At 58.4% G+C, this 19,427-nt stretch carries 25 protein-coding genes; 11 read left to right on the top strand and 14 right to left on the bottom strand.

All coding sequences use genetic code 11. The features are described from left to right. On the bottom strand, positions 1-914 hold a 914-nt coding region (locus FQ320_RS08870; protein WP_148471376.1), incomplete at its 3' end, for an ATP-binding protein. A gap of 146 nt (positions 915-1,060) precedes the next feature. Here FQ320_RS08870 and FQ320_RS08875 point away from each other — a divergent pair. Continuing rightward, positions 1,061-1,948, top strand: a complete 888-nt coding sequence (locus FQ320_RS08875) for an IS1 family transposase (RefSeq protein ID WP_148471377.1) — start codon at positions 1,061-1,063, stop codon at positions 1,946-1,948. 514 nt (positions 1,949-2,462) lie between these two features. Here FQ320_RS08875 and FQ320_RS08880 read toward each other — a convergent pair. The 4 genes from FQ320_RS08880 to FQ320_RS08895 form a co-directional block, all read right to left on the bottom strand. Continuing rightward, entirely contained in the window at positions 2,463-3,032 is a 570-nt protein-coding gene (locus FQ320_RS08880) for a hypothetical protein (protein ID WP_148471378.1), read from the bottom strand. A 12-nt stretch (positions 3,033-3,044) separates the two neighbouring features. Then, entirely contained in the window at positions 3,045-3,560 is a 516-nt protein-coding gene (locus FQ320_RS08885) for a hypothetical protein (protein ID WP_148471379.1), read from the bottom strand. After that, positions 3,557-4,318: a hypothetical protein gene (locus tag FQ320_RS08890; RefSeq protein ID WP_148471380.1), complete on the bottom strand. Its 762-nt coding sequence runs from the start codon at positions 4,316-4,318 to the stop codon at positions 3,557-3,559. The genes FQ320_RS08885 and FQ320_RS08890 overlap by 4 nt, the downstream gene beginning before the upstream one ends. Positions 4,319-5,167: 849 nt before the next feature. Next, positions 5,168-5,458, bottom strand: coding sequence for a DUF1244 domain-containing protein (locus tag FQ320_RS08895; protein WP_148471381.1), 291 nt, complete (start codon positions 5,456-5,458; stop codon positions 5,168-5,170). A gap of 234 nt (positions 5,459-5,692) precedes the next feature. Between FQ320_RS08895 and pyk the strand changes: the two genes are divergently transcribed. The 5 genes from pyk to pheS all read left to right on the top strand — a co-directional run bounded on the left by pyk (position 5,693) and on the right by pheS (position 9,313). After that, entirely contained in the window at positions 5,693-7,138 is a 1,446-nt protein-coding gene (pyk, locus tag FQ320_RS08900) for a pyruvate kinase (RefSeq protein WP_148471382.1), read from the top strand. Between the two features lie 29 nt (positions 7,139-7,167). Then, complete coding sequence (locus FQ320_RS08905) at positions 7,168-7,392, top strand: hypothetical protein (protein WP_148471383.1); 225 nt, start codon at positions 7,168-7,170, stop codon at positions 7,390-7,392. A gap of 132 nt (positions 7,393-7,524) precedes the next feature. After that, positions 7,525-7,725: a 50S ribosomal protein L35 gene (gene rpmI / locus FQ320_RS08910; RefSeq protein WP_148471384.1), complete on the top strand. Its 201-nt coding sequence runs from the start codon at positions 7,525-7,527 to the stop codon at positions 7,723-7,725. Between the two features lie 13 nt (positions 7,726-7,738). Continuing rightward, positions 7,739-8,104 carry a 50S ribosomal protein L20 gene (gene rplT / locus FQ320_RS08915; protein ID WP_148471385.1) on the top strand — a complete coding sequence of 122 codons (366 nt, stop codon included), beginning with the start codon at positions 7,739-7,741 and terminating at the stop codon, positions 8,102-8,104. 138 nt (positions 8,105-8,242) lie between these two features. After that, entirely contained in the window at positions 8,243-9,313 is a 1,071-nt protein-coding gene (gene pheS / locus FQ320_RS08920; protein ID WP_148471386.1) for a phenylalanine--tRNA ligase subunit alpha, read from the top strand. Between the two features lie 25 nt (positions 9,314-9,338). Here pheS and FQ320_RS08925 read toward each other — a convergent pair whose 3' ends face one another. From FQ320_RS08925 to hisD, 4 genes are all read right to left on the bottom strand, one after another. Next, positions 9,339-10,475, bottom strand: a complete 1,137-nt coding sequence (locus tag FQ320_RS08925; RefSeq protein ID WP_148471387.1) for a peptidoglycan-binding protein — start codon at positions 10,473-10,475, stop codon at positions 9,339-9,341. Between the two features lie 138 nt (positions 10,476-10,613). Beyond that, on the bottom strand, positions 10,614-11,168 hold the full coding sequence (gene comE / locus FQ320_RS08930) for a sulfopyruvate decarboxylase subunit beta (protein WP_148471388.1): 555 nt from the start codon (positions 11,166-11,168) through the stop codon (positions 10,614-10,616). Further along, positions 11,165-11,671: a thiamine pyrophosphate-binding protein gene (locus FQ320_RS08935; RefSeq protein WP_148471389.1), complete on the bottom strand. Its 507-nt coding sequence runs from the start codon at positions 11,669-11,671 to the stop codon at positions 11,165-11,167. Before FQ320_RS08935 ends, comE begins: the two co-directional genes overlap by 4 nt. Before the next feature lie 90 nt (positions 11,672-11,761). Further along, the gene (hisD, locus tag FQ320_RS08940) at positions 11,762-13,069 is read right to left on the bottom strand and encodes a histidinol dehydrogenase (protein ID WP_148471390.1); all 1,308 of its coding nucleotides are present in this window, start codon (positions 13,067-13,069) and stop codon (positions 11,762-11,764) included. A gap of 81 nt (positions 13,070-13,150) precedes the next feature. Between hisD and FQ320_RS08945 the strand changes: the two genes are divergently transcribed. Beyond that, entirely contained in the window at positions 13,151-14,176 is a 1,026-nt protein-coding gene (locus FQ320_RS08945; RefSeq protein WP_148471391.1) for a LacI family DNA-binding transcriptional regulator, read from the top strand. Here the strand turns inward: FQ320_RS08945 and FQ320_RS08950 are convergent. After that, positions 14,166-15,077, bottom strand: coding sequence for a Gfo/Idh/MocA family protein (locus FQ320_RS08950; protein ID WP_148471392.1), 912 nt, complete (start codon positions 15,075-15,077; stop codon positions 14,166-14,168). The two genes, FQ320_RS08945 and FQ320_RS08950, sit on opposite strands and share 11 nt — an antisense overlap. A 259-nt stretch (positions 15,078-15,336) precedes the next feature. On the opposite strand from FQ320_RS08950, the gene FQ320_RS25610 reads away from it, so the two are divergent. Further along, positions 15,337-15,492, top strand: a complete 156-nt coding sequence (locus FQ320_RS25610) for a hypothetical protein (RefSeq protein ID WP_187393835.1) — start codon at positions 15,337-15,339, stop codon at positions 15,490-15,492. An 84-nt stretch (positions 15,493-15,576) separates the two neighbouring features. Here FQ320_RS25610 and FQ320_RS08955 read toward each other — a convergent pair whose 3' ends face one another. The 4 genes from FQ320_RS08955 to FQ320_RS25615 all read right to left on the bottom strand — a co-directional run bounded on the left by FQ320_RS08955 (position 15,577) and on the right by FQ320_RS25615 (position 17,832). Further along, a complete protein-coding gene (locus tag FQ320_RS08955) occupies positions 15,577-15,990 on the bottom strand; it encodes an acyl-CoA thioesterase (RefSeq protein WP_148471393.1) in 414 nt (137 codons plus the stop codon). Between the two features lie 391 nt (positions 15,991-16,381). Further along, positions 16,382-16,816 (bottom strand): hypothetical protein, encoded by a 435-nt coding sequence (locus FQ320_RS08960; RefSeq protein WP_148471394.1) that lies wholly within the window; start codon positions 16,814-16,816, stop codon positions 16,382-16,384. 36 nt (positions 16,817-16,852) lie between these two features. Continuing rightward, positions 16,853-17,689 (bottom strand): nitroreductase family protein, encoded by an 837-nt coding sequence (locus FQ320_RS08965; protein ID WP_255509437.1) that lies wholly within the window; start codon positions 17,687-17,689, stop codon positions 16,853-16,855. Then, positions 17,686-17,832 carry a hypothetical protein gene (locus FQ320_RS25615; RefSeq protein WP_187393836.1) on the bottom strand — a complete coding sequence of 49 codons (147 nt, stop codon included), beginning with the start codon at positions 17,830-17,832 and terminating at the stop codon, positions 17,686-17,688. The genes FQ320_RS08965 and FQ320_RS25615 overlap by 4 nt, the downstream gene beginning before the upstream one ends. Positions 17,833-18,024: 192 nt before the next feature. Between FQ320_RS25615 and FQ320_RS08970 the strand changes: the two genes are divergently transcribed. Genes FQ320_RS08970 through FQ320_RS08980 form a run of 3 tightly spaced genes read left to right on the top strand, consistent with a single transcriptional unit; the run spans position 18,025 to position 19,426 of the window. Further along, entirely contained in the window at positions 18,025-18,759 is a 735-nt protein-coding gene (locus tag FQ320_RS08970; protein WP_148471395.1) for a succinate dehydrogenase/fumarate reductase iron-sulfur subunit, read from the top strand. Continuing rightward, entirely contained in the window at positions 18,756-19,088 is a 333-nt protein-coding gene (locus tag FQ320_RS08975) for a succinate dehydrogenase (RefSeq protein WP_148471396.1), read from the top strand. Before FQ320_RS08970 ends, FQ320_RS08975 begins: the two co-directional genes overlap by 4 nt. Then, the gene (locus tag FQ320_RS08980; RefSeq protein ID WP_148471397.1) at positions 19,085-19,426 is read left to right on the top strand and encodes a succinate dehydrogenase; all 342 of its coding nucleotides are present in this window, start codon (positions 19,085-19,087) and stop codon (positions 19,424-19,426) included. The genes FQ320_RS08975 and FQ320_RS08980 overlap by 4 nt, the downstream gene beginning before the upstream one ends. The last annotated feature ends 1 nt before the right edge of the window (position 19,427 follow it).

The raw sequence follows: 19,427 nt of genomic DNA on the forward strand, positions 1-19,427 counted from the left end.
GTCGTCCGACGCGACACATCCAAAGGCTCTCTCAGCATCAAACTCAAGCGAGCTGGCTGGGATGAGGCATTCTTATGCAGCGTTCTCAATGGGCTGTAAGACGCGTGAGCCAAACGCGATTGCCCTGCGGCGTTCAGTGCGGCGAATTTGGACAGAGTTTGCGTGAAGTACGGTAAGCCCATTGATATAGTGACCACTGTCCAGATGGCGTCTTTATGAAACTTGATCGCCGTTCGTTCTGTTCGCTTGGTGATAATTTCACGCAACTCTGTGTCGGACATTCTGCCCAATGGGATGTGGACTAGTGCGCGATTAAGTGACTCATGATCCTCAACTAGCTTTCCAATATCTTCTGCAACGCCAACCAATATTATCGTGACATTTACTGAATAGTCGTAGAGTTCCTTTATGAGATTAGCAGTGAGTTCCTTCGCATTATCATCAATTAGTTTGTCATATTCATCGATGATAATGACTGGAATCGCGTTCGCGTTTGCTCTAGCAAAAAGTCTTCTCAGACTTGCTGGCGTTATCTCATCAATATCGGAGGATTTTCCTGGGAAGAGCTCTTGTCGGCCCTGAGAGGCGGCAGAAGCTTCAATTTCTTCGAGCGCATCTCGCCAGAGGCTATCAAAAGTTTGGCTGGGATTTGCCTGCACCCTCCCAACAACGAAGCTAGCTAAAGATTTCCCAAATCGTTTCCAGAAAATGTTTGATAACGATGTCTTGCCTACGCCGCGTTCGCCAAACAATACGACATGCTTCGACCGTGCTAGCGATGCATCAAGCATTCTTGTTATTTCCGCAGCGCGACCTGCAAAAAGGTCTGCCTCATCAATGGGCGCCCCATCAAACAGTTGCTTAATTTCATAATCAAGCTGCCACCAGTCTTCTTCTGTTTTTGGCTTGTCCATCGTCGGCGGCTCCTGTGCGCTTAAAGGCTCGTTTGAGCGCCCTTGTACCCTCGAGTGCCTCTACCAACAACAGGAAAGCCTCTAGTTATTCACAAAAAGAGCCTAGTAGGTCTTACCCTACGCATAAAGGTCAGTATGAATTATTCATGAGAAAACTTGACATGAAATCCCGCACCCTGATCAATCGCCTTCTGGTGGACGGTAACCCCATTCACGCCACCTCGCGCATTGCTGACGTGTCCAAGAACACCGTCACCAAGTTGCTTGAGGATGCGGGTAGGGCCTGTGCTGTCTACCTCGATGAGAAGGTGAAAGGTGTTGAGTCCAAGCATGTGCAGGCAGATGAGATTTGGTCTTTCTGCTACGCCAAGGCAAAAAACATAGAGGGCGCAAAGGCCGCTCCTGCGAACGCTGGCGACATCTGGACGTGGGCCGCAATGGACCGCGACAGCAAGTTGATGATCTCTTACACTATCGGGGATCGCTCTGGCGCAACCAAACGTGAGATTATGTTTCATTCGGCGTCACGCGTTGCGACACGCATTCAATTGACCACAGACAGTCACTGCGCTTACCTCGAAGCCGTTACAGGCGCTTTTTCTGGCGATGTGGACTACGCGATGCTGATCAGGCACTACGGCAATCCGACAGGTAGCAAGGGCCATGAGAGCAAGTATAGCCCATCTGAATGCACGGGCACTGCAAAAGAGGCGATCTTTGGCAATCCCATCATGGAAGATGTCGGTACATCACACATTGAGCGCCAGAACCTGAAAATGCGGATGGGTATGCGCCGCTTTACAAGCCTGACCAATGCCCTTTCAAAAAAGGCAGAGAACCACGCTTTCGCAGTTGTCCTGCACTTCATGCGCTACAACTTCTGCCGCACCCACAAGACGCTGCGCATGACCCTGGCAATGGCTGCAGGCGTGTCGGATCGCCTGTGGGATGTCGAGGATATCGGTGCGCTGGTGGAGGCAGCAGAGGAAGCCGCGCCGAAGATGCGTGGCCCATACAGAAAGAAGTCACTCTAAGCCCAGAAGGACGCTCATCTGAAAGGCGGCATCGTCGTCTGGGATCGTCGCGAGAACTTCAATTTCCTACCGGCATTGCGCGTATCTTGTTTTGACATTGTTCTTGTTTTCGGAAGCGCCCGCCTCCAGTTTCAGTCGGGCGAGTTTTCCGTTTTCGAGGAGTTGTCATGCCCTGGCCGAACACAATCCCTTCGGATCTCCGCAAGGCGCTTGATAACACATTGGGAGCCCGCAGCGTTGGGTCTGCCGAGGTGTGGGGTGCGGTGAAGGAGTGGCTGGAAGCCCACGAGCCGGAGGCGCCAGAATAAAGGGTTGTATCATCAGTGCCGGACCCTTGCCATTACATTGATCAGTAGAGTTCGATCGTTGTATGCTAGGCTGGAGACCGTGAGATAAGCTGCGGTGAACGATCGGCGTGGAGCGATGCTGACGCCATGAATACCGCTTTGGGCTTTGCGCTAGTTTTCCGGCTAAAAAACTGAAGTGGAGCCGATAGGCAGCCCAGATGCTGGCTCTATCGGGGCGAGTTTAGCTTAGAGACCTGAGTCGCGAGGTCTCGGTGGTATCTGGAAGTATTATCATCATATTCGTGATCAGCCATCGGTACAAAGTTACGCGCTGACCGTGCAACTGCTCTCACTACTTTGCGTCGATCGTCTCTTTTTTCGTTCTTCGTCCCGGTTCCTTTGGGATGCATCTCGATCTGAAAGTGGCATACTTCATCATGTTCAGGGAACCATCGAATGCATTTATCATAATGTTCCATTCCGATGCAGTTAACTGATTGTGCTAGAAAACGGAAATATCCAAGATAAGAGGATCCGGGATTCGGATCTCGCTCGTTCCTCACACGGTAGGCATCATTTTGCTGTTGAGCAATGCGCTTGCCATACTCATGGACGCCATGTTCTCCTAGGGCGAGTATTTCGGATGCAAGAGAAAGCGCGTAGCCCTCAGTGACCCTTCCGCCGCGATCCCTTATCCTCGAAAGTTCAAATAACTGTTCTTCGTCGAATATTTCGGACGCATTATCTATAAATTTAGGGTAAATCGCGGCGCGACCCAAAGTATGTTCATCAAGCATATCGTCTTACTGTCAAACCTCTGAAGTGATATGCAAACGCATTTCTGCCAAAAGAGACTTAAGGTCGAGAGAGCCGCCATTAGATAGGTTTGTTGACTTGGTGCAGTCTTCTGGCCCCACCTCAAGCATGTCAATTTGCTCGTCGTCAATTGTAAGATATTTCTTAACGTCACCTATCCGCCAAGTGAAGACAACAGCCTCGCCTTCTTCGTTTTTGATCTTCGGAGCTGGAGCGGAAGTATTCTCGCAAACGATCGAAAGTAAACTTTGAGCTCTTTCTGACAGATTCCTATCGATGTGAAGATGGTGCCTGTCGGGAAGGTTGCTCATCTGAGAGATTGCACCCATCAAGTCGTGGAAGAGCGAAGTTTCGTAGTTACTCTTCCTGCGCGGCTTCGCATTCACGGTGCTCGACGCCGATAGGTCACTCTTAGATCTCCACTTCTCATAGTAGCCCAGGCCCATTTCAGCGCTTGAAGCCTTCTGTCCATACTCGGAAATTAACTTGAAAGTTGCATTGTTTGTCACAGCATAACTCCCTTCTTAACTTTCAATATTTCTGCAAATATTTCCATTACATTCACAGTCTGTTGAGCCTTGGAAAACTTTTCTCCCTGAGGGTGGTTGTTGAAGTCGTACGTTTGAAAGTGAGCAAACACTTCATGCGCCGGAAAGTGCTGGTCGAGATCAATTTTCAAAGAAGCTTGGTCAACTCCTTGCGGGGTGGGCACTTGAAATAGTTGCATGTGCTCGACTGAATGCCTGATCAAGCGATTAAGCAAGAAACCTTCGCGCAGCTCTTTTCTGGAATTAAATTGATGAATTAAATCAATTGCGTCGGGTGCGTTCCCGTCGATTCTGCATGTATCAAAAAGCGATCTGTTGGCTTCTGCTCGGTTGGGGAATTCGGTTAGAAAATTGCATATAACCGCCTGTCGATAGCAGTCATCGAATGCAACGCCCTTGTTTTCTAGGGCCACTTTGAACACTTCAAAAGATTCAATTGCGTCAAGCGTTGGAAACGCAATTTTGCTTCCGTGGTTTATCTCGGGGGCCTGTAGGAAAACATCTACTCTACCCGGCGTTACCTTTACGATGCCGTCGCCCGCTGAGGTCTGGCCCAGTGCCTGGCTCAAAAATGGGGATGTCTGTGATGGAGCTTTGTTGGTTTGAACTGTATCGGGTTCCTCACCAAAAATCTCCTGATATACTACATGGGCAGCATATTTCTGCGCGCCTGAGTGGAACCATGCAATCTGTAAGTTTCTACAATCGAGTCTTGCCATCGCTAAATTCGCCTCGAACCCGTATTATTCTCTATGTTATCTACCAACCTGAACGATTGTCTTAACAGTGAGGACGTGATGGTCTACGTCTATGTCTGACATGTCCGAAGACTGTATAGCACTATAGTTCTATGGACGATAGTTCCCTCGTTGAGGCCAAAAGCTCAGTCTTTCCTGTCTTCGTCCGCTGCATGAGACATCCCCTTATTTTGTCGGGAGTGATCATCGTTCACATCGAGTAGCGCTCGGTTCATCCGTTTGTCGTAGTATGGCCGTCTGGCACCTGCGCAGCGCGGAATGTGCGAACGGTAAGGTCGAGGCGATCAGCGTGACGATGGCAAGTGCAGCATACGATCCGTGAGCCGTGCGCGCGTATTTTGTTCTAACATTGTTCTTGTTTCTGGAAGCGCCAGCCCCCAGTTTCCGTCGGGCGAGATTTCCGCCTTCAAGGAGTTGTCATGCCCTGGCCGAATACAATCCCCCCGGATCTCCGCAAGGCGCTTGATAACACATTGGGGGCCCGCAGCGTTGGGTCTGCCGAGGTGTGGGGTGCGGTGAAGGAGTGGCTCGAGTCACACGGCGCGGAGGCTCCCGAGTTGCCAGTTGAGCCATCGCCACCGGACCCTTGGGACTGGATGGATCAGTAGCGTGTGGGTGTTGGATGGGCCGCCTAAGTGTTTTGCATTTTATTCGCAACCCATTGATATCGTTGACGTCCGCTGTAGGCCGATTTGCACCGTAACGCTATGAAATAGCCTGATTATACCGGCCCTCCCCAGCGCACCATTCCCCCCACATACCGACGTTTGCGCCTATCAGTGCTGTGGCCGATTGGGCGATCCGGTACGCTCAGTCGTGGGTCGCGGAAAACGCGTCTTTCTGTTCTTTAGACGCTTCCGTCTGGTTTAGCGCGCGCCAGTCTTCGTAGGGCATGCCATAGAACGCTTCGCGCCCTTCCTCTTTGGTCATCGCAATACCACGGTCGTTCGCCGCCTCCTGATACCATCTGCCAAGACAGTTCCGGCAGAAACCGGCGAGGTTCATCATGTCGATATTCTGAACATCCGGGCGTTCCGCCAGATGGTCGCGTAGGCGTCGAAATGCGGCAGCTTCCAGTTCGATACGTGTCTGGTCGTCCATGTTGCTGTATCCTCCGTGCAGTTGTAATTAGGGTGGGTTGCGGCGGCTCTGGCGTCAAGGCGCTCGGCAGGGTTTTGGCAGAACGGGGGCATAGGCCCGGTCGGCCCGTTTATCCGCCATCTTTTGACCCCTGACGCGTCAGGACAGGCGTGCCAGTTGTGCCGCTAACATTTTTGATCCATAACCCCGTCAATCGCCCCGCCCGGGGTCGCCGTAATACAAGGATAAGGTTGCATGAGACGCCGTCGCAACGTCAAAATCGTCGCCACCCTGGGCCCCGCGTCCAGCGACTATGAAACCATCCGCGCCCTGTTCGAAGCAGGGGCGGACGTCTTTCGCCTGAACATGAGTCATGGCGAACATGCGGATATCGCCGAACGTCACGCGATCATCCGCAAAATCGAAGCCGATACAGGCCGCCCCATCGCCATTCTGGCCGATCTTCAGGGGCCGAAACTGCGCGTCGGCACCTTTGCCAACGGCGAGGAAGAGCTTGAGGTCGGGCAGAAGTTCCGGCTTGATCTGAGCGAGGCCGAAGGCGATGCCCGCCGCGTCCGTCTTCCCCACCGCGAGATCTTTGAGGCGCTCGAGCCCGGATCGAGCCTGTTGGTCAACGATGGCAAGATCCGCCTGAAGGTTGAAACCTGCGGTGCCGATTTTGCCGATTGCGAAGTGATGGTTGGCGGTACGATCTCCAACCGCAAAGGCGTCAATGTGCCCGATGTGGTCCTGCCGCTGGCAGCGCTGTCGGACAAGGACCGTCGCGATCTGGAATTTGTGTGCGAGCTTGGCGTCGACTGGCTTGCCCTGTCCTTTGTGCAGCGCCCCGAGGATGTGGAAGAGGCGCGCGAACTGGCCAAGGGCCGCGCTGCGATCCTGAGCAAGATTGAAAAGCCGTCCGCGGTCACGAACTTTGATGCGATTCTTGCAGTGTCCGACGGGATCATGGTGGCGCGCGGCGATCTCGGTGTCGAACTGCCTGTGCAGAACGTGCCGCCAATCCAGAAGCGTCTGGTCAAGAAGTGCCGCGAGGCCGCAAAGCCGGTGATCGTAGCCACGCAGATGCTGGAATCGATGATCGATTCGCCCGTTCCGACGCGGGCCGAGGTGTCTGATGTTGCGACCGCGATCTATGAAGGGGCCGATGCCGTCATGCTGTCGGCGGAATCCGCAGCCGGATCCTATCCGATAGAGGCCGTCAAAACGATGAACGCCGTGGCGATCGAAGTCGAGGGTGACCCGACCTACCGCGAAGTGATCGAGGCGAGCCGGGGCGGGCGCAAGAAGACCGTTGCCGACGGCATCGTATCTGCCGCGCGGGAAATCGCGGAAACCACCGAGATCAAGGCGATCTGTTGTTTCTCGCAGTCGGGCACCACGGCGGCGCTTGTCGCACGTGAACGTCCGCGGGTTCCGATCATCGCAATGACCCATGTCATCGGCACTGCACGGCGGTTGTGCCTGACATGGGGCCTGCACTGCGTGATGTCCGAGGCTGTAACCCGGTTCAAAGGCGCTGTTATCGCTTCGGCCCGCGCGGCGCTGTCCGAAGGGTTTGCCGAAAAGACCGATCAGATCGTTGTGACGGCGGGTGTGCCGTTCAATAAGCCAGGCACGACAAACATCTTGCGCGTCGCACCATGCGAAGAACGGTTGATTTACAGCGCCGATCCGGAATAGGCTTTCACGACAGCAGGTTGGAGGCCGCCGTGGATCCCGATGTCGCCCTGGTTCTTGGCGTGATCTTTGCGGCGCTGGCGTTTCCTTCGCTGCTGTCGGCTTTCTCGGAATCCCGCTCGCCCCGGGCGGCGGCTGTGCTGATCGTGCTGGCCGCCGTATCGATCTATTGGGCGACGACGTCGCGCCCCAGTGGTTATAAGCTGGATGATATTCCGGGCGCTTTCGTCCGGGTTGTCGGCAAATTCACGCATTGAACGCGCCCGCCGGGGCAGGGCAATTCCTGCTTGCCTGCGACGCGCCACACCCTTATACGACAGGTTCTTTCGCGCGTCCGGCCAGAGGCATGCCGAGTCGCGCTTGCACCGTACAAGATCAAGGAGACGGAAATGCCCAAGATGAAGACAAAGAGCAGCGCCAAGAAGAGATTCAAGGTGACGGCGACGGGTAAGGTCGTCGGCGGCATGGCAGGTAAACGCCATGGAATGATCAAGCGGTCGAACAAGTTTCTGCGCGACGCGCGCGGCACCCGGGTGCTGAGCGCGCCGGACCAGAAGCTTGTGAAATCCTTCATGCCCTACGCCGGTTAAGGAGACCTGAGATATGTCGAGAACCAAAGGTGGAACCGTCACCCACGCCCGTCACAAGAAGGTCCTGAAGGCCGCCAAAGGCTACTATGGCGCGCGCAGCACGACGTTCAGAACGGCGACCCAGGCGGTCGATAAGGCCAACCAATACGCGACCCGTGACCGTAAGAACCGCAAGCGGAACTTCCGCGCACTGTGGATTCAGCGGATCAACGCAGCCGTGCGCAGCTATGACGCGGCCCTGACCTACAGCCGTTTCATCAACGGGTTGGCGATGGCCGGGATCGAAGTCGATCGCAAGGTGCTGGCCGATCTGGCAGTCCACGAACCCGATGCCTTCGGAGCAATCGTGTCCAAGGCACAGGCCGCTCTGGCTGCCTGAACCTGTTTCGGTAGAAAATTGAAAGCCGCAGATCCTTCCGGGTCTGCGGCTTTTTCATTGCCACCGGCGCCGCGCCGCGTCGGCTTGCACTGAACGCCCTGTCGCGATAACTGCGGGTCGGGATTGCTTGGGGGTGACATGGAAGATCTTCGACAGAAATACATCGGCATGATCGCGACCGCGAGCGACGAGTCGGCGCTGGAAAGCGTGCGTCTGACGGCCATCGGCAAGAAGGGCGAAATTGCTTTGGCGATGCGCGAGCTGGGCCGAATGACGCCCGAGGAACGCCAGACCGCTGGCCCCCGCCTGAACGCCCTGAAAGACGAGATCACTTCGGCGCTTGCCGCACGCAAAGAGGCGCTGACCGATGCGGCGCTGGATGAACGGTTGCGGGGCGAATGGCTTGACGTGACGTTGCCGGGACGGCGGCGCGGGGTCGAGCCGGGCACGATTCATCCGGTTTCTCAGGTCTGGGAAGAATGCACGGCGATCTTCGCCGATATGGGTTTTGCCGTGGCCGAGGGGCCGCAGGTCGAAACCGATTTCTACAATTTCGATGCGCTGAACATCCCGTCGCACCACCCCGCCCGGGGCGAGATGGACACCTTCTATATGCACCGCGACGCGGGGGATGAGCGCCCGCCGCATGTCCTGCGCACCCATACCAGCCCGGTGCAGATCCGCTCGCTTCAGGCGCAGGGCGCACCGATCCGGATCATCGCGCCCGGTCGTGTGTATCGTGCCGATTATGACCAGACCCATACGCCGATGTTCCATCAGATCGAAGGTCTGGCCATCGACCGCGACATTTCGATGGCCAACCTGAAGTGGGTGCTTGAGGAATTCTTTACTGCCTATTTCGGCACCTCGGTGAAAACCCGCTTCCGCGCCTCGCATTTCCCCTTCACCGAACCCTCGGCCGAAGTGGACATCCAGTGCTCGTGGGTGGATGGACAGGTGCGCGTGGGTGAAGGCGACGGCTGGCTCGAAGTTCTGGGCAGCGGAATGGTGCATCCCCATGTCCTGCGATCAAGCGGCGTTGACCCGGATCAATGGCAGGGTTTTGCCTTTGGCATGGGGATCGACCGGATCGCGATGCTGAAATACGGGCTTCCCGATCTGCGGGCCTTCTTTGATTCGGATCTGCGCTGGCTCAGGCATTATGGGTTTTCGCCGTTGCAGGTTCCCACGCTGCATGGCGGGATTTAAGCCACTCTGAGTTCCGGGCCGCATTTCATCCTTTCCGGCCCGGGCCATCAAGCGCTTCGATCACGTCCCACCCCATGGATTTCGCCCGCGTGTCGGTCAGGATAACTGCACCCACGTTCTGCCTGCGCAACCGCGTGGCCAGCGTTTCGCTGGTGGCGGGACCGAAATAACCGGTTTGCGCAAGGCCCAGCCGGTGTTGCAGCTGTGACACTGCTGGCCCGGACGATCCCGGGCGCAGGGTCGCGGGCAGCGATCCCGATGTGGCCAGTGCCGCCTCTTTGCCCGTGGTCAGCAAAAGATCGACGCGACTGCGCAACCCGTGGTCGGTCAGGACCGATTGGAACGCCGCCCATTGATCCGACGGCGCGGCCGTGCCCCGCAACGTGATGCAGCCGAGGGATGAAAATGTGGCGCCAAAGGCGGCATCCGGGTGCAACAGGTGGGAACAATGCACGTTGTCATAGGGTCGTGCGCGGTTGAACTTCCCCCGTGTATCCAGACAGGTGCCAGAGACCGGGCGCTGGACCGTAGATTCGGCGCCGATCTCGAGAGCGGCGTGCGCCGTGTTGCCGCGGCTCATCCGCAATGCGGGCCAGATATCGCGATGCCGCCATATCGCCATCGGATACAAGCCGGTGGGCAAAAGGTTGGCCGGACGCAGACCACTCGCCTGGTCGTAAAGTGCGCGGCGGCAGGGCACGGTTGATCCGGTGAACAGACGGATTTCGCCCCGGCGCGGTCGCCAGAACCCGACGACACATCGAAACCGGGTCAAATCGGGGCGGGCGTGTGCAAGTTTGACCTGCCTGCACCATCCGCTGTCATCGCCGTCGCACAGGGTTGCCCCGCGCAGCGCCAGCGCGATCAGATCACCGTCGCGCCATGGCAGAAACCAACCTTGTGCCAAGAGGATCTCAAGCGTTTCGGGCGTCAGAGTAAATCGGTCGGGCAGGGAAGTTTTAGCGAGGTGCGACAGATCGGGCACATCGTGGTCAGACTGCGGCCAGATCACTGACGACAGGTCGGGCGCATCTGACCGGTCAGTTTTATTACCGGCTATCGATGGATTCTGCGACAGGATCGCGCGGATAAATGCGTCGTCGCCGGGCTGTTCCCGGGCGTCCGGATCGAACCGGGCGTCCGGTGATAGGTCGGTATCCATTCCGGTCTCCGGGCAGATTTTCCGGGCAATTTCCCGGCGTGCCTTGGCGGCCATCTCTGCCCCAGCCTGGCCCGGGTGTCGAGCGGGCTGTACCCAACCTCTGATGGATGAGGTCGGGCACAACCCGCCCGAGTCATATCAGGCTTGAACGGCCTTCATGAACCGGTCGCGGATCACGACCGGGTCCATCGTGATCACCGGCATGGTGGCATTGCCGCTGTCGCATTTACACACGATCACGGTCATTTTCTTGCTGTCCAATGCCTCTTGCAGCACGCGCCCTGTGTCCACGTCACGGCATTCCACCACGTTGTCGCAGCCACATGCCTCGGCCACCTTGGCCAGCGATGTCTTCTTGCCGGCATAGGTCGGCTGATCCCCGGTCGACCCGTAAGAGCCGTTGTCGATGATCAGCAGGATGTAGTTATCCGTGACGTTATTGGCGATGGTCGGCAGAGTGCAAAGGTTGGTCAGCACCGAACCGTCGCCGTCAATGGCAATCACCGGTTTGGGTTGCGCCATTGCCAGCCCCAGCCCGATGCTCGACGCCAGCCCCATGGTGCCCAGCATGTAAAAATTCGTCGGTTGGTCGTCGATGGCGTGCAGTTCTTGCGACGGGATACCGATGTTGCAGACCACAAGCTGGTCACGCAGGATCGGAGCGATTTCTTTCAGGATTTCGGAACGGATCATTGGTCGCCGTAGCCTCCCCAGAAATTGGCATCGGTCAGAATCGCGACCGGTTTGTTGCACATGAAGGTGTATTTCAGGATCATATCGAACTCATTAACGTCCGACTGATTGTGAAAGTGATAGGTCGGGATGTTCAGCTGTGCCAGCAGCGCCTTGGTATGCACGGCCATTTCAACCTGACAGGCGACGGGTTCGCGCAACTCGCCCCGATAGGAAATCAACATCGGCAGCGGCATCCGGTAATATTGGATCAGCGTCGCCAGCGTGTTGATTGTCACACCGATTGCGGTGTTCTGCATGATGATCGCCGCGCGTTTGCCACCCATATAGGAACCGGCGCACAGGCCCATCCCCTCGTCTTCCTTGTTGGAGGGGACGTGGTGAATTTCGGGTCGGGCTTCGACCTCATCAATGACCCCGGCAAGCTGTTTACAGGGGACTGTGGTGATAAAACCGACGCCGTTGGCGACGAAATCGTCCACAATTTTTGCGTGGATGGACAAGATTTTACTCCTCTTGGTTGGAACGGTTCGTGATATTTGGGCGGTCCCTCATGCCTACACGGCATTTCGCGTGGTTTTGAAGGACTGATTTCAGTCAGTACCCGACAGATCGAAGGTCTCGCCGGGGAAATATTTTGCCAGCCGGGCGTCGGCGCTGCGCGCGTGACCCTCCATCCCCTCAAGTCGGGAAATCCGTGCCGTGGCTTCGGCAACAGGGCGCGCACCGTCGCGGGTAGAGCGCTGCCACGTCACGATTTTCATGTATTTATGGACCGATAGGCCGCCGGTATATTTCGCTGATTTCGATGTGGGCAGGACGTGGTTCGTTCCCGATGCCTTGTCGCCAAACGCCACGGTCGTCTCTTCGCCAAGGAACAGCGAGCCATAGCATTGTAACCGATCCAGCCACCAATCCAGATCCTCGGCCTGCACGGTAAGGTGCTCGGGTGCGTATTCGTCGGAACAGGCGGCCATATCCTCGCGGTCGGTGCAAAGGACCACCTCGCCATAGTCGCGCCAGGCGGCCTCGGCGTTCACGCGGTTCAGTTCGGGCAGATCAGCGATCAGACCCGGCAGGATCTCCATGACCCTCTCCGCCAGAGCGCGGGTGTCAGTCACCAGCCAGACGGGGGAATTATAGCCGTGTTCGGCCTGACCAACCAGATCGGTCGCAACGATGAACGGGTCGGCAGTGGCGTCGGCCAGAATCAAGCTGTCGGTCGGTCCGGCAATCATGTCGATACCGACGCGTCCAAACAGGATGCGTTTCGCCTCGGCCACGAATTGATTGCCGGGGCCGACCAGAATGTCGGCCTTGGGCAGTCCGAACAGCCCGAATGTCATCGCCGCAACACCCTGTACCCCGCCCATGGACAGGATGCTGTCGGCGCCGCACAGGTTGGCAGCGTAGATGATGGCAGGTGCAATGCCTTCGCCCTTGCGCGGCGGCGAACAGGCGGTGATATGGCGGCACCCGGCAACTTTGGCAGTCGTGACCGTCATGATTGCGCTGGCCACATGGGAATATCGCCCGCCCGGTACATAACATCCTGCGGTTTGGCAGGGGATCGCCCGCTGACCCGCGATCAGGCCGGGCAGGATTTCGGTTTCAACATTCTGCAACGTCGACTTCTGGATTTCGGCAAAACGCCGCACATTATCGTGGGCAAAGGCGATGTCGTCCTTCAGTCTTTGAGATACTTTGTCGGATGCCGCCTTGATTTCTTCAGCATTCAGCAAGACCGGGCCGCTGTACCCATCGAATTTCTCGCCGTATCGCAGGGCGGCTTCGTCGCCGCCCTTTTCGATATCGTCCAGAATGGCCTGCACCGTGTCGCGAACGTCGTCCGCATCGCTCCGGGCCGTCTTTGCGGCCTGTTTCAGATAGGTCCGTTGCATGGCGCGGCCTCTGGTTGGGGCTTGAACTCAAGAGCTGTGTAAGCGCTTGCATGCGCCCATGCAAGCGCTTACATCACGGGTATGTCACGCAACGGTTCCCCAACGCTTGAAGATGTGGCCGCCGTCGCGCAGGTGTCGACGGCGACAGTATCGCGTGCATTGAACGAGCCGGGGCGGGTGGCCAAACCCACACTTGACCGGATCGAGGCGGCGATTGCAAAGCTTGGCTATACCCCGAATTTCGGTGGCCGTGCCTTGGCCGGAAACCGCACGAACACCGTTGGTGCGGTGTTTCCCTCCATGGCGAATGCGATGTTTGCCAACGGGTTACAGGCCTTTCAGGAAGAGTTGGACGCCGCCGGCAGAACGCTGCTTCTTGCTTTCACCGGATATGACCCGGCGCGAGAGTTCAACCAGATCCGTGCGCTGGTGGCGCGGGGTGCCGAGGGGTTGTTGCTGATCGGCACGGCGCGCCCCGAGGAGACGCGGCAGTTCCTTGCGCTGCGCCGGGTGCCCCATGTTCTGGGCTGGTGCCATGGCGGCGACCCGAATGCGCTGCATGTCGGGTTCGACAACGCCAAGGCGGCGCAGGCGATGGCCGACAGGGTGCTTGACCTTGGACACCGCCGGATCGCGATGATCTCGGGGGTTACGGCGGGAAACGACCGGGCGCAGGGCCGTATCGACGGTGTGCGCGCAGCGGTTGCGGCCCGCGCCGATCAGGGCGCGCGGATCACCCGGATCGTGCACGCGCCATTTCTGCTGGCTGAAGGCGGGGCGGCGTTCCGCTCGCTGATGCGGGATGATGATCTTCCCACCGCCGTCATTTGCGGCAATGACGTGCTGGCGGCGGGCGCGGTGGTGGCTGCACGGGAAATCGGCGTGGATGTGCCGGGCGCAGTGTCGGTCACGGGGTTTGACGATATCGGCGCGGCTGCCATATCGCATCCGGGGCTGACCACCGTGCATGTGCCGCAGATCGAGATGGGTCAGGCGGCGGCGAGGCTTTTGCTGGCGCTGGTGGCGGGGCAGGGTGGATTAGACGATATCCTTCTGCCCACCCACATCGTCATGCGCGGATCGCTTGCCCTGCCAGTCAAAAGTTGAACGGTTCTGTCCAGACCCGTCGGCCAAGGGTCAGCGCATCGGCAATATGCACCATCGGCGCAAGGTCGACATCGCTTTTGCCCCGCGCCACAAGATCGGCCATCCGTTCGTAAAGTGCCGGATATTCCCGGTTCGGCCCCACGTCCTGTTTCACCCCGTCGATGAACAGCACGGCACCGCCCTCGGCGATCTTCAGCGTGCCCCGGTTGGTTTCGACGTCGATATCCCAGGTCTGGGCGCCGGTCTGACGCCAGTCGAAATCGCCCGATACGTTACCGCTCCATTGTACCTGCGCCGCAATCGGCGTGAACCGGTTTTCGGGAAAGATCAGCGTCGCCTCGCGCACATGCACAGGCTCGGGCAGGATATGGGTCATGATCGACAAGGCGTTGCTGCCCGGATCGAACACGCCCATGCCGCCGGGTTCGAACACCCAGTCCTGCCCGGGGTGCCAGTGGCGCACATCCTCTTTCCAGGTGATGTGGCACTTTGTGACGGTGCGGTCCGCCAGCCATTCACGGGCTTGGGCAACACCGGCAGCCATCCGGCTGTGCCATGTGGCAAACAGGGTCAATCCGCGCGACGCGGCAAGATCGTGCAGCCGGTGAACCTCAGCCAATGTCGCGCCCGGAGGTTTCTCCAGCATGACGTGCCGCCCGGCATTCAGCGCCTCTTCGGCATAGTCGAAACGCGGAACGGGCGGCAGGCACAAGGACACGGTATCGATGTCAGGATTTGTCGCAAGCATCGCCGCAAGATCGGTGAAGGCCGGCACTCCATCGACAGTGCCTGCACGGCTGACCGTGGCGGCCAACTGCCAGTCGTTGCTGTCTGCAATCGCGGGAACATGTTGATCCCTTGCGATTTTGCCGATGCCGACCAGTGCAATGTTGCGAACCATCCGGATTTCTCCCTGTCACCCATAGAGTGCCATATTGCATACAGGTTTTTGCGCCCTGTGCCAGCGCCCTGCGGGCGTCGCGGCGAAGGATTTGGCCTCTCCGCGACCGCTGCATTCGCAACCATCCGCCGATCAGACTGCGTGATTCAGTACCGGACGTCGGCAGTCCCGGATCCTTGCGGGGTCGCGGCTTATGAGAACGAAAACGCGACTGCGGGGCGTGGCAATGACGTGTTCCCCGACCTGAAAAGCCGATGTGTTGAGCGATGAATCCGGCGCGGTTCTGGTCGGCAATTTCGATGGTGATACTGTCGCCAATCTTAAGGCGGCGGCACCGACACGGCCGGTGGTCGATCTGACCCGGCTGAACCGGGATATGGTGTCGGGTGGGAGCTATTCTGGGATCTGCTGGTAACCGATGCGGCCTCTGTCGCATTCCAGACTTGGCGGCAAACAGACGGTGCTTTGGCCGGGCTGATCCACCGGGGGCAATGCCGTCTCAGCCGTTGACGGTGGGCACATTTTCCGGCGGAAGGGGCCGTTTCACCCCCGAAGCCGAGATCGCGACAAAGGTAAAATCGCCCTCGGTCACCATCAAAAGCTCACCCGTGCGCTGACGCCGGACCCAGGTTTCAACATGCATGGTCAGAGATGTGTGGCCCGTGCGCAGGATGCGCGTGTGGACCGAAACCAGATCGCCGACAAAGATCGGCGCGTGAAACCGCATCGCATCGACCGCCACGGTGGCACAGCGCCCGCCGGCCCGCTGCGCCGCCGTAACGCCCGCAGCAATATCCATCTGGCTGATCACCCAGCCGCCGAACACATCGCCACCCGAATTGGTATCCCGGGGAAAGGCGACCGTCTGCAATGTCAGCGTGCCGTCGGGAGCAGCGTGACGTGGTTTGGTCATGTCAGATATTCCTTCTTCGCAGCGTCGGTCTGATGCGCGTTCAGCCCGTTTAATACCCCAAGGCAGGCCGTCAGTTGCGCGATCGAGATTCGCGCCTGCATCGCGCAGCAATCCGGTCCTTTACCCGGTGACGACGATGTTGTCATCCGTCGAAACTCTTCCGGGCTTTCCCGTCAAGATATTGCATTCTGTTGCCGTTCGATTGGTTGCTTGATACAATTTCAGTCGAAATCCAGTCCGCTTCAAGAAATCCACGACAGGCAGCCGTGTTAGACCCGCGACGCGCGTTCTCCGCGGACTTAATCACTGCAATTGACCGCGTCGCTGAACGAGCGGCTGCATCTATAGTTTGCCGCTTGCTCGTCCGGCATTCACCCAAAACCGTTCTGGCTCAGGCGGGCTGAAGTGTGTCTTGCCAAGTAAGCCGGTTTGCCGAATCCAATCCCACCGGGCTGATCTTGCCAAATGTTCTCGTTGGGAAGGCAACAAGCCAATCCCTCGGCGGGCCGCCCATACGCTTCTGGCCGATGGGCGGGCCGCCGAGGATACGCTGGATCGGCACATTGACCTGCTGGTTGAGCCGACGCTTGCCTGCACGCTCGGGTGTGCCTGCTGCCTGCGCAAAAGCATCCTGCGCAAGGGACGGACCGACGACGCGATGGACCCTGAGGCGCTGCGTCAGTTCGTCGGCGCCTGTGTCCGAGAGGGGATCGCGCTGGGCGAAGTCCGCCCTATCGGCTGGGTCACCTGCGCGGCGATTATCGCCCCAGACTGCACAGACGACTGCACAGATCGGGCAGGCGCGATGTGCCGGGCGAGGGGGCATGCACCGATCTGCCGGACAGCTTTGAGCTGAGGAGGGTCAGTCGAGGCGAAACCCGATCCGGCGGATGAACGCGCCGAACCCGGTCCGTTCGGGCAGGGCATACTGGCGCGCCTTTTCCTCGGACCAAGTGTAGCGCTCGGCGGTGCCGAAACGCTCCGGGCTGCGTTGCTGCGCATATGGCGCCCGCGCAAGACGCCGTGCGTCATAATCCGCGACATCCTGTTGGATCTGTGTGTCGTCAAACCTGTCGATATGCACCGTGGTCCGCAACGGCAGGCGCATGCTGATCGCGGGCGTGTCGGCGGCAGGATATCCCACCGCCACCCCGGCAAGCGGAAAGACGTGATCGGGCAGCCCGATCAGGGCGCTAATGTCTTCGGCATGGTTTCGGACAGTGCTGATCGGGCAGCATCCAAGGCCCGCAGCCTCGGCCGCAGTGACGAATGTAGCGAGCGCGATGGCGGCGTCGGCGGTGGCGTTGAAAAATGCATCCAGATGATCGTTGGCGAAAGCATGTCCGCGCCAGCCGTGCAGTTGCCGTTGCCGCCGGTTGTTGCCGCAGAAAATCAACAGATGTGGCACCGCTCCGGTCCAGAGTTGCGGCGCCAGAAACCCCCGCACCTGCGCCAACAGAGCCGGATCGCGGATCTGCACGATATCGCGCTGTTGCAGATCGCTTTTCGATGGCGACGACAGGGCGACTGCGCAGAGTGTATCCATCAGGTCCGGCGCAACCGCCCGGTCCTGAAAGCTGCGACATGATCCACGCTGTGCAATCCGGCGCAGCAGATCGGCCCCGGTGATGTCCTCTGGCACGGCTGGCGCATCCCCGAAGCGGGCCGCCAGCGCCTCGCGGATTGCCTTGACGCTCACCGCCTAAGCCACCGAAATGCCTTCGGCTGCTGCGCGGCCAGCGTGAAATCGACAGGCCGGATGGCGGAACCGGGGTCGACCTCGTGAAACAGGGTGTTGGGGACAAGGGCTGCGATGCTCTTGGAGTGGCGAGGTGCAGTCACGGCATTCTCCTTGCGGTCCGGGAGAGCCGGGCCAGAAACCTTCTTGGCGGGACTATAGACAAATCGGGCCGCCTGAAAATCCATCGACCTTGTAATTTTTCTTACGCTAATGTTTAGAATTTATTCCTTTATGTTAGCGGAGCTTTCCAATAACAAATTAGGCAGGGGTTCGACCAGACATGGAGGTGCCCGGTGAAAGCCACTCCGGATACATTGACGGTAAGCGTGTGGCGTGGCGCCGAAAGCGGCGGCAGCTTTGAGAGTTTCGAGGTGCCGAACTTTGAGAGTCAGACGATTCTCGATATCGTGGCATGGATTCAGCAGAACAGCGATCCGACGCTGACCTATCGCTATGCCTGTCGTGTCGGTATGTGCGGATCATGCGCGATGATGGTCAACGGCGTTCCGCGCTGGACCTGCCGGACCCACGTGCAAAAGGTCGTTCAGGACAACCGGGTCGAAATAGCCCCCCTGCGCAACCTGCCGGTGATCAAGGATCTGGCGACGGACATGGACCCGTTCTTTGACAAATGGATCGCCGCCGAGGGTCTGCATCACCCAACAAAGTCACGCCATGACCCGATCGAGCAGATCAATCCCGAAAGCGCCGCCCGGGTCGAGGCCGCGTCGGGGATCGAATGCATCAACTGCTCGGTCTGCTATGCGGCCTGCGACACGGTGGCGAACAACCCCGATTATCTGGGACCAGCGGCGTTGCAGCGGGCCTGGACGGTTTATAACGACTCCAAGGATGCAGGCAGGCAACAGGTGCTGGACGCCGTTTCGGGGGTTGGTGGCTGTCACAATTGTCACTCTCAGGGCAGTTGCGCCGTTCATTGCCCGAACGATCTCAATCCAATGAAGGCGATTGCGGGCCTGAAACGCGCGACCGCCACATCGTTCTTCCGGAAAGGCAGCCGGACATGATGGATATCCGGCTTTACATGCTGCAACGGATTTCCGCGCTGATCATGGCGCCTCTGACGTTGGGGCATATCGCGGTGATGATCTATGCCATTCAGGGCGGTCTTTCGGCGGACGAGATTCTGGGCCGGACGCAGGGCAGCGTGTTCTGGTTCTTGTTCTACGGTAGTTTTGTTGCCGCCGTCTCGATCCACGCCGCCATCGGCCTGCGGGTCATCGTGTCGGAATGGCTGGGCCTGCGCGGCATGGTGTTGACGGTGTTTGGCTGGGCGGTCTTTTTGGTGCTTCTGGCGATGGGGGCGCAGGCGGTGCTTGCGGTGACACAGACATGATCCGGCCACATCGCACACATACGCTCTGGTTCGCCTATATCCTGCATCGGCTGTCGGGGCTGTCGCTGGCTTTGTTCCTGCCGGCACATTTCTACATCATGTCTCTTGCTCTGACGCAGCCTGAAAGGCTCGATGGGTTCCTGAAATGGACGGACCTGATGATCGTTAAGGTCGCGGAATACGGTTTGGTGTTCCTGCTGGCGGTGCATATCTTCGGCGGTCTTCGACTGATGGCGCTGGAATGGCTGCCTTGGTCCAATGGGCAAAAGACGCTGGCGGCGGCGGCGGTCGGCGGTGCCTTCCTGATTTCCACAATGTTTTTTATGCGGGCGATATGAC

The organism is Oceaniovalibus sp. ACAM 378 (assembly GCF_008085915.1).
Classification (GTDB): domain Bacteria; phylum Pseudomonadota; class Alphaproteobacteria; order Rhodobacterales; family Rhodobacteraceae; genus Oceaniglobus.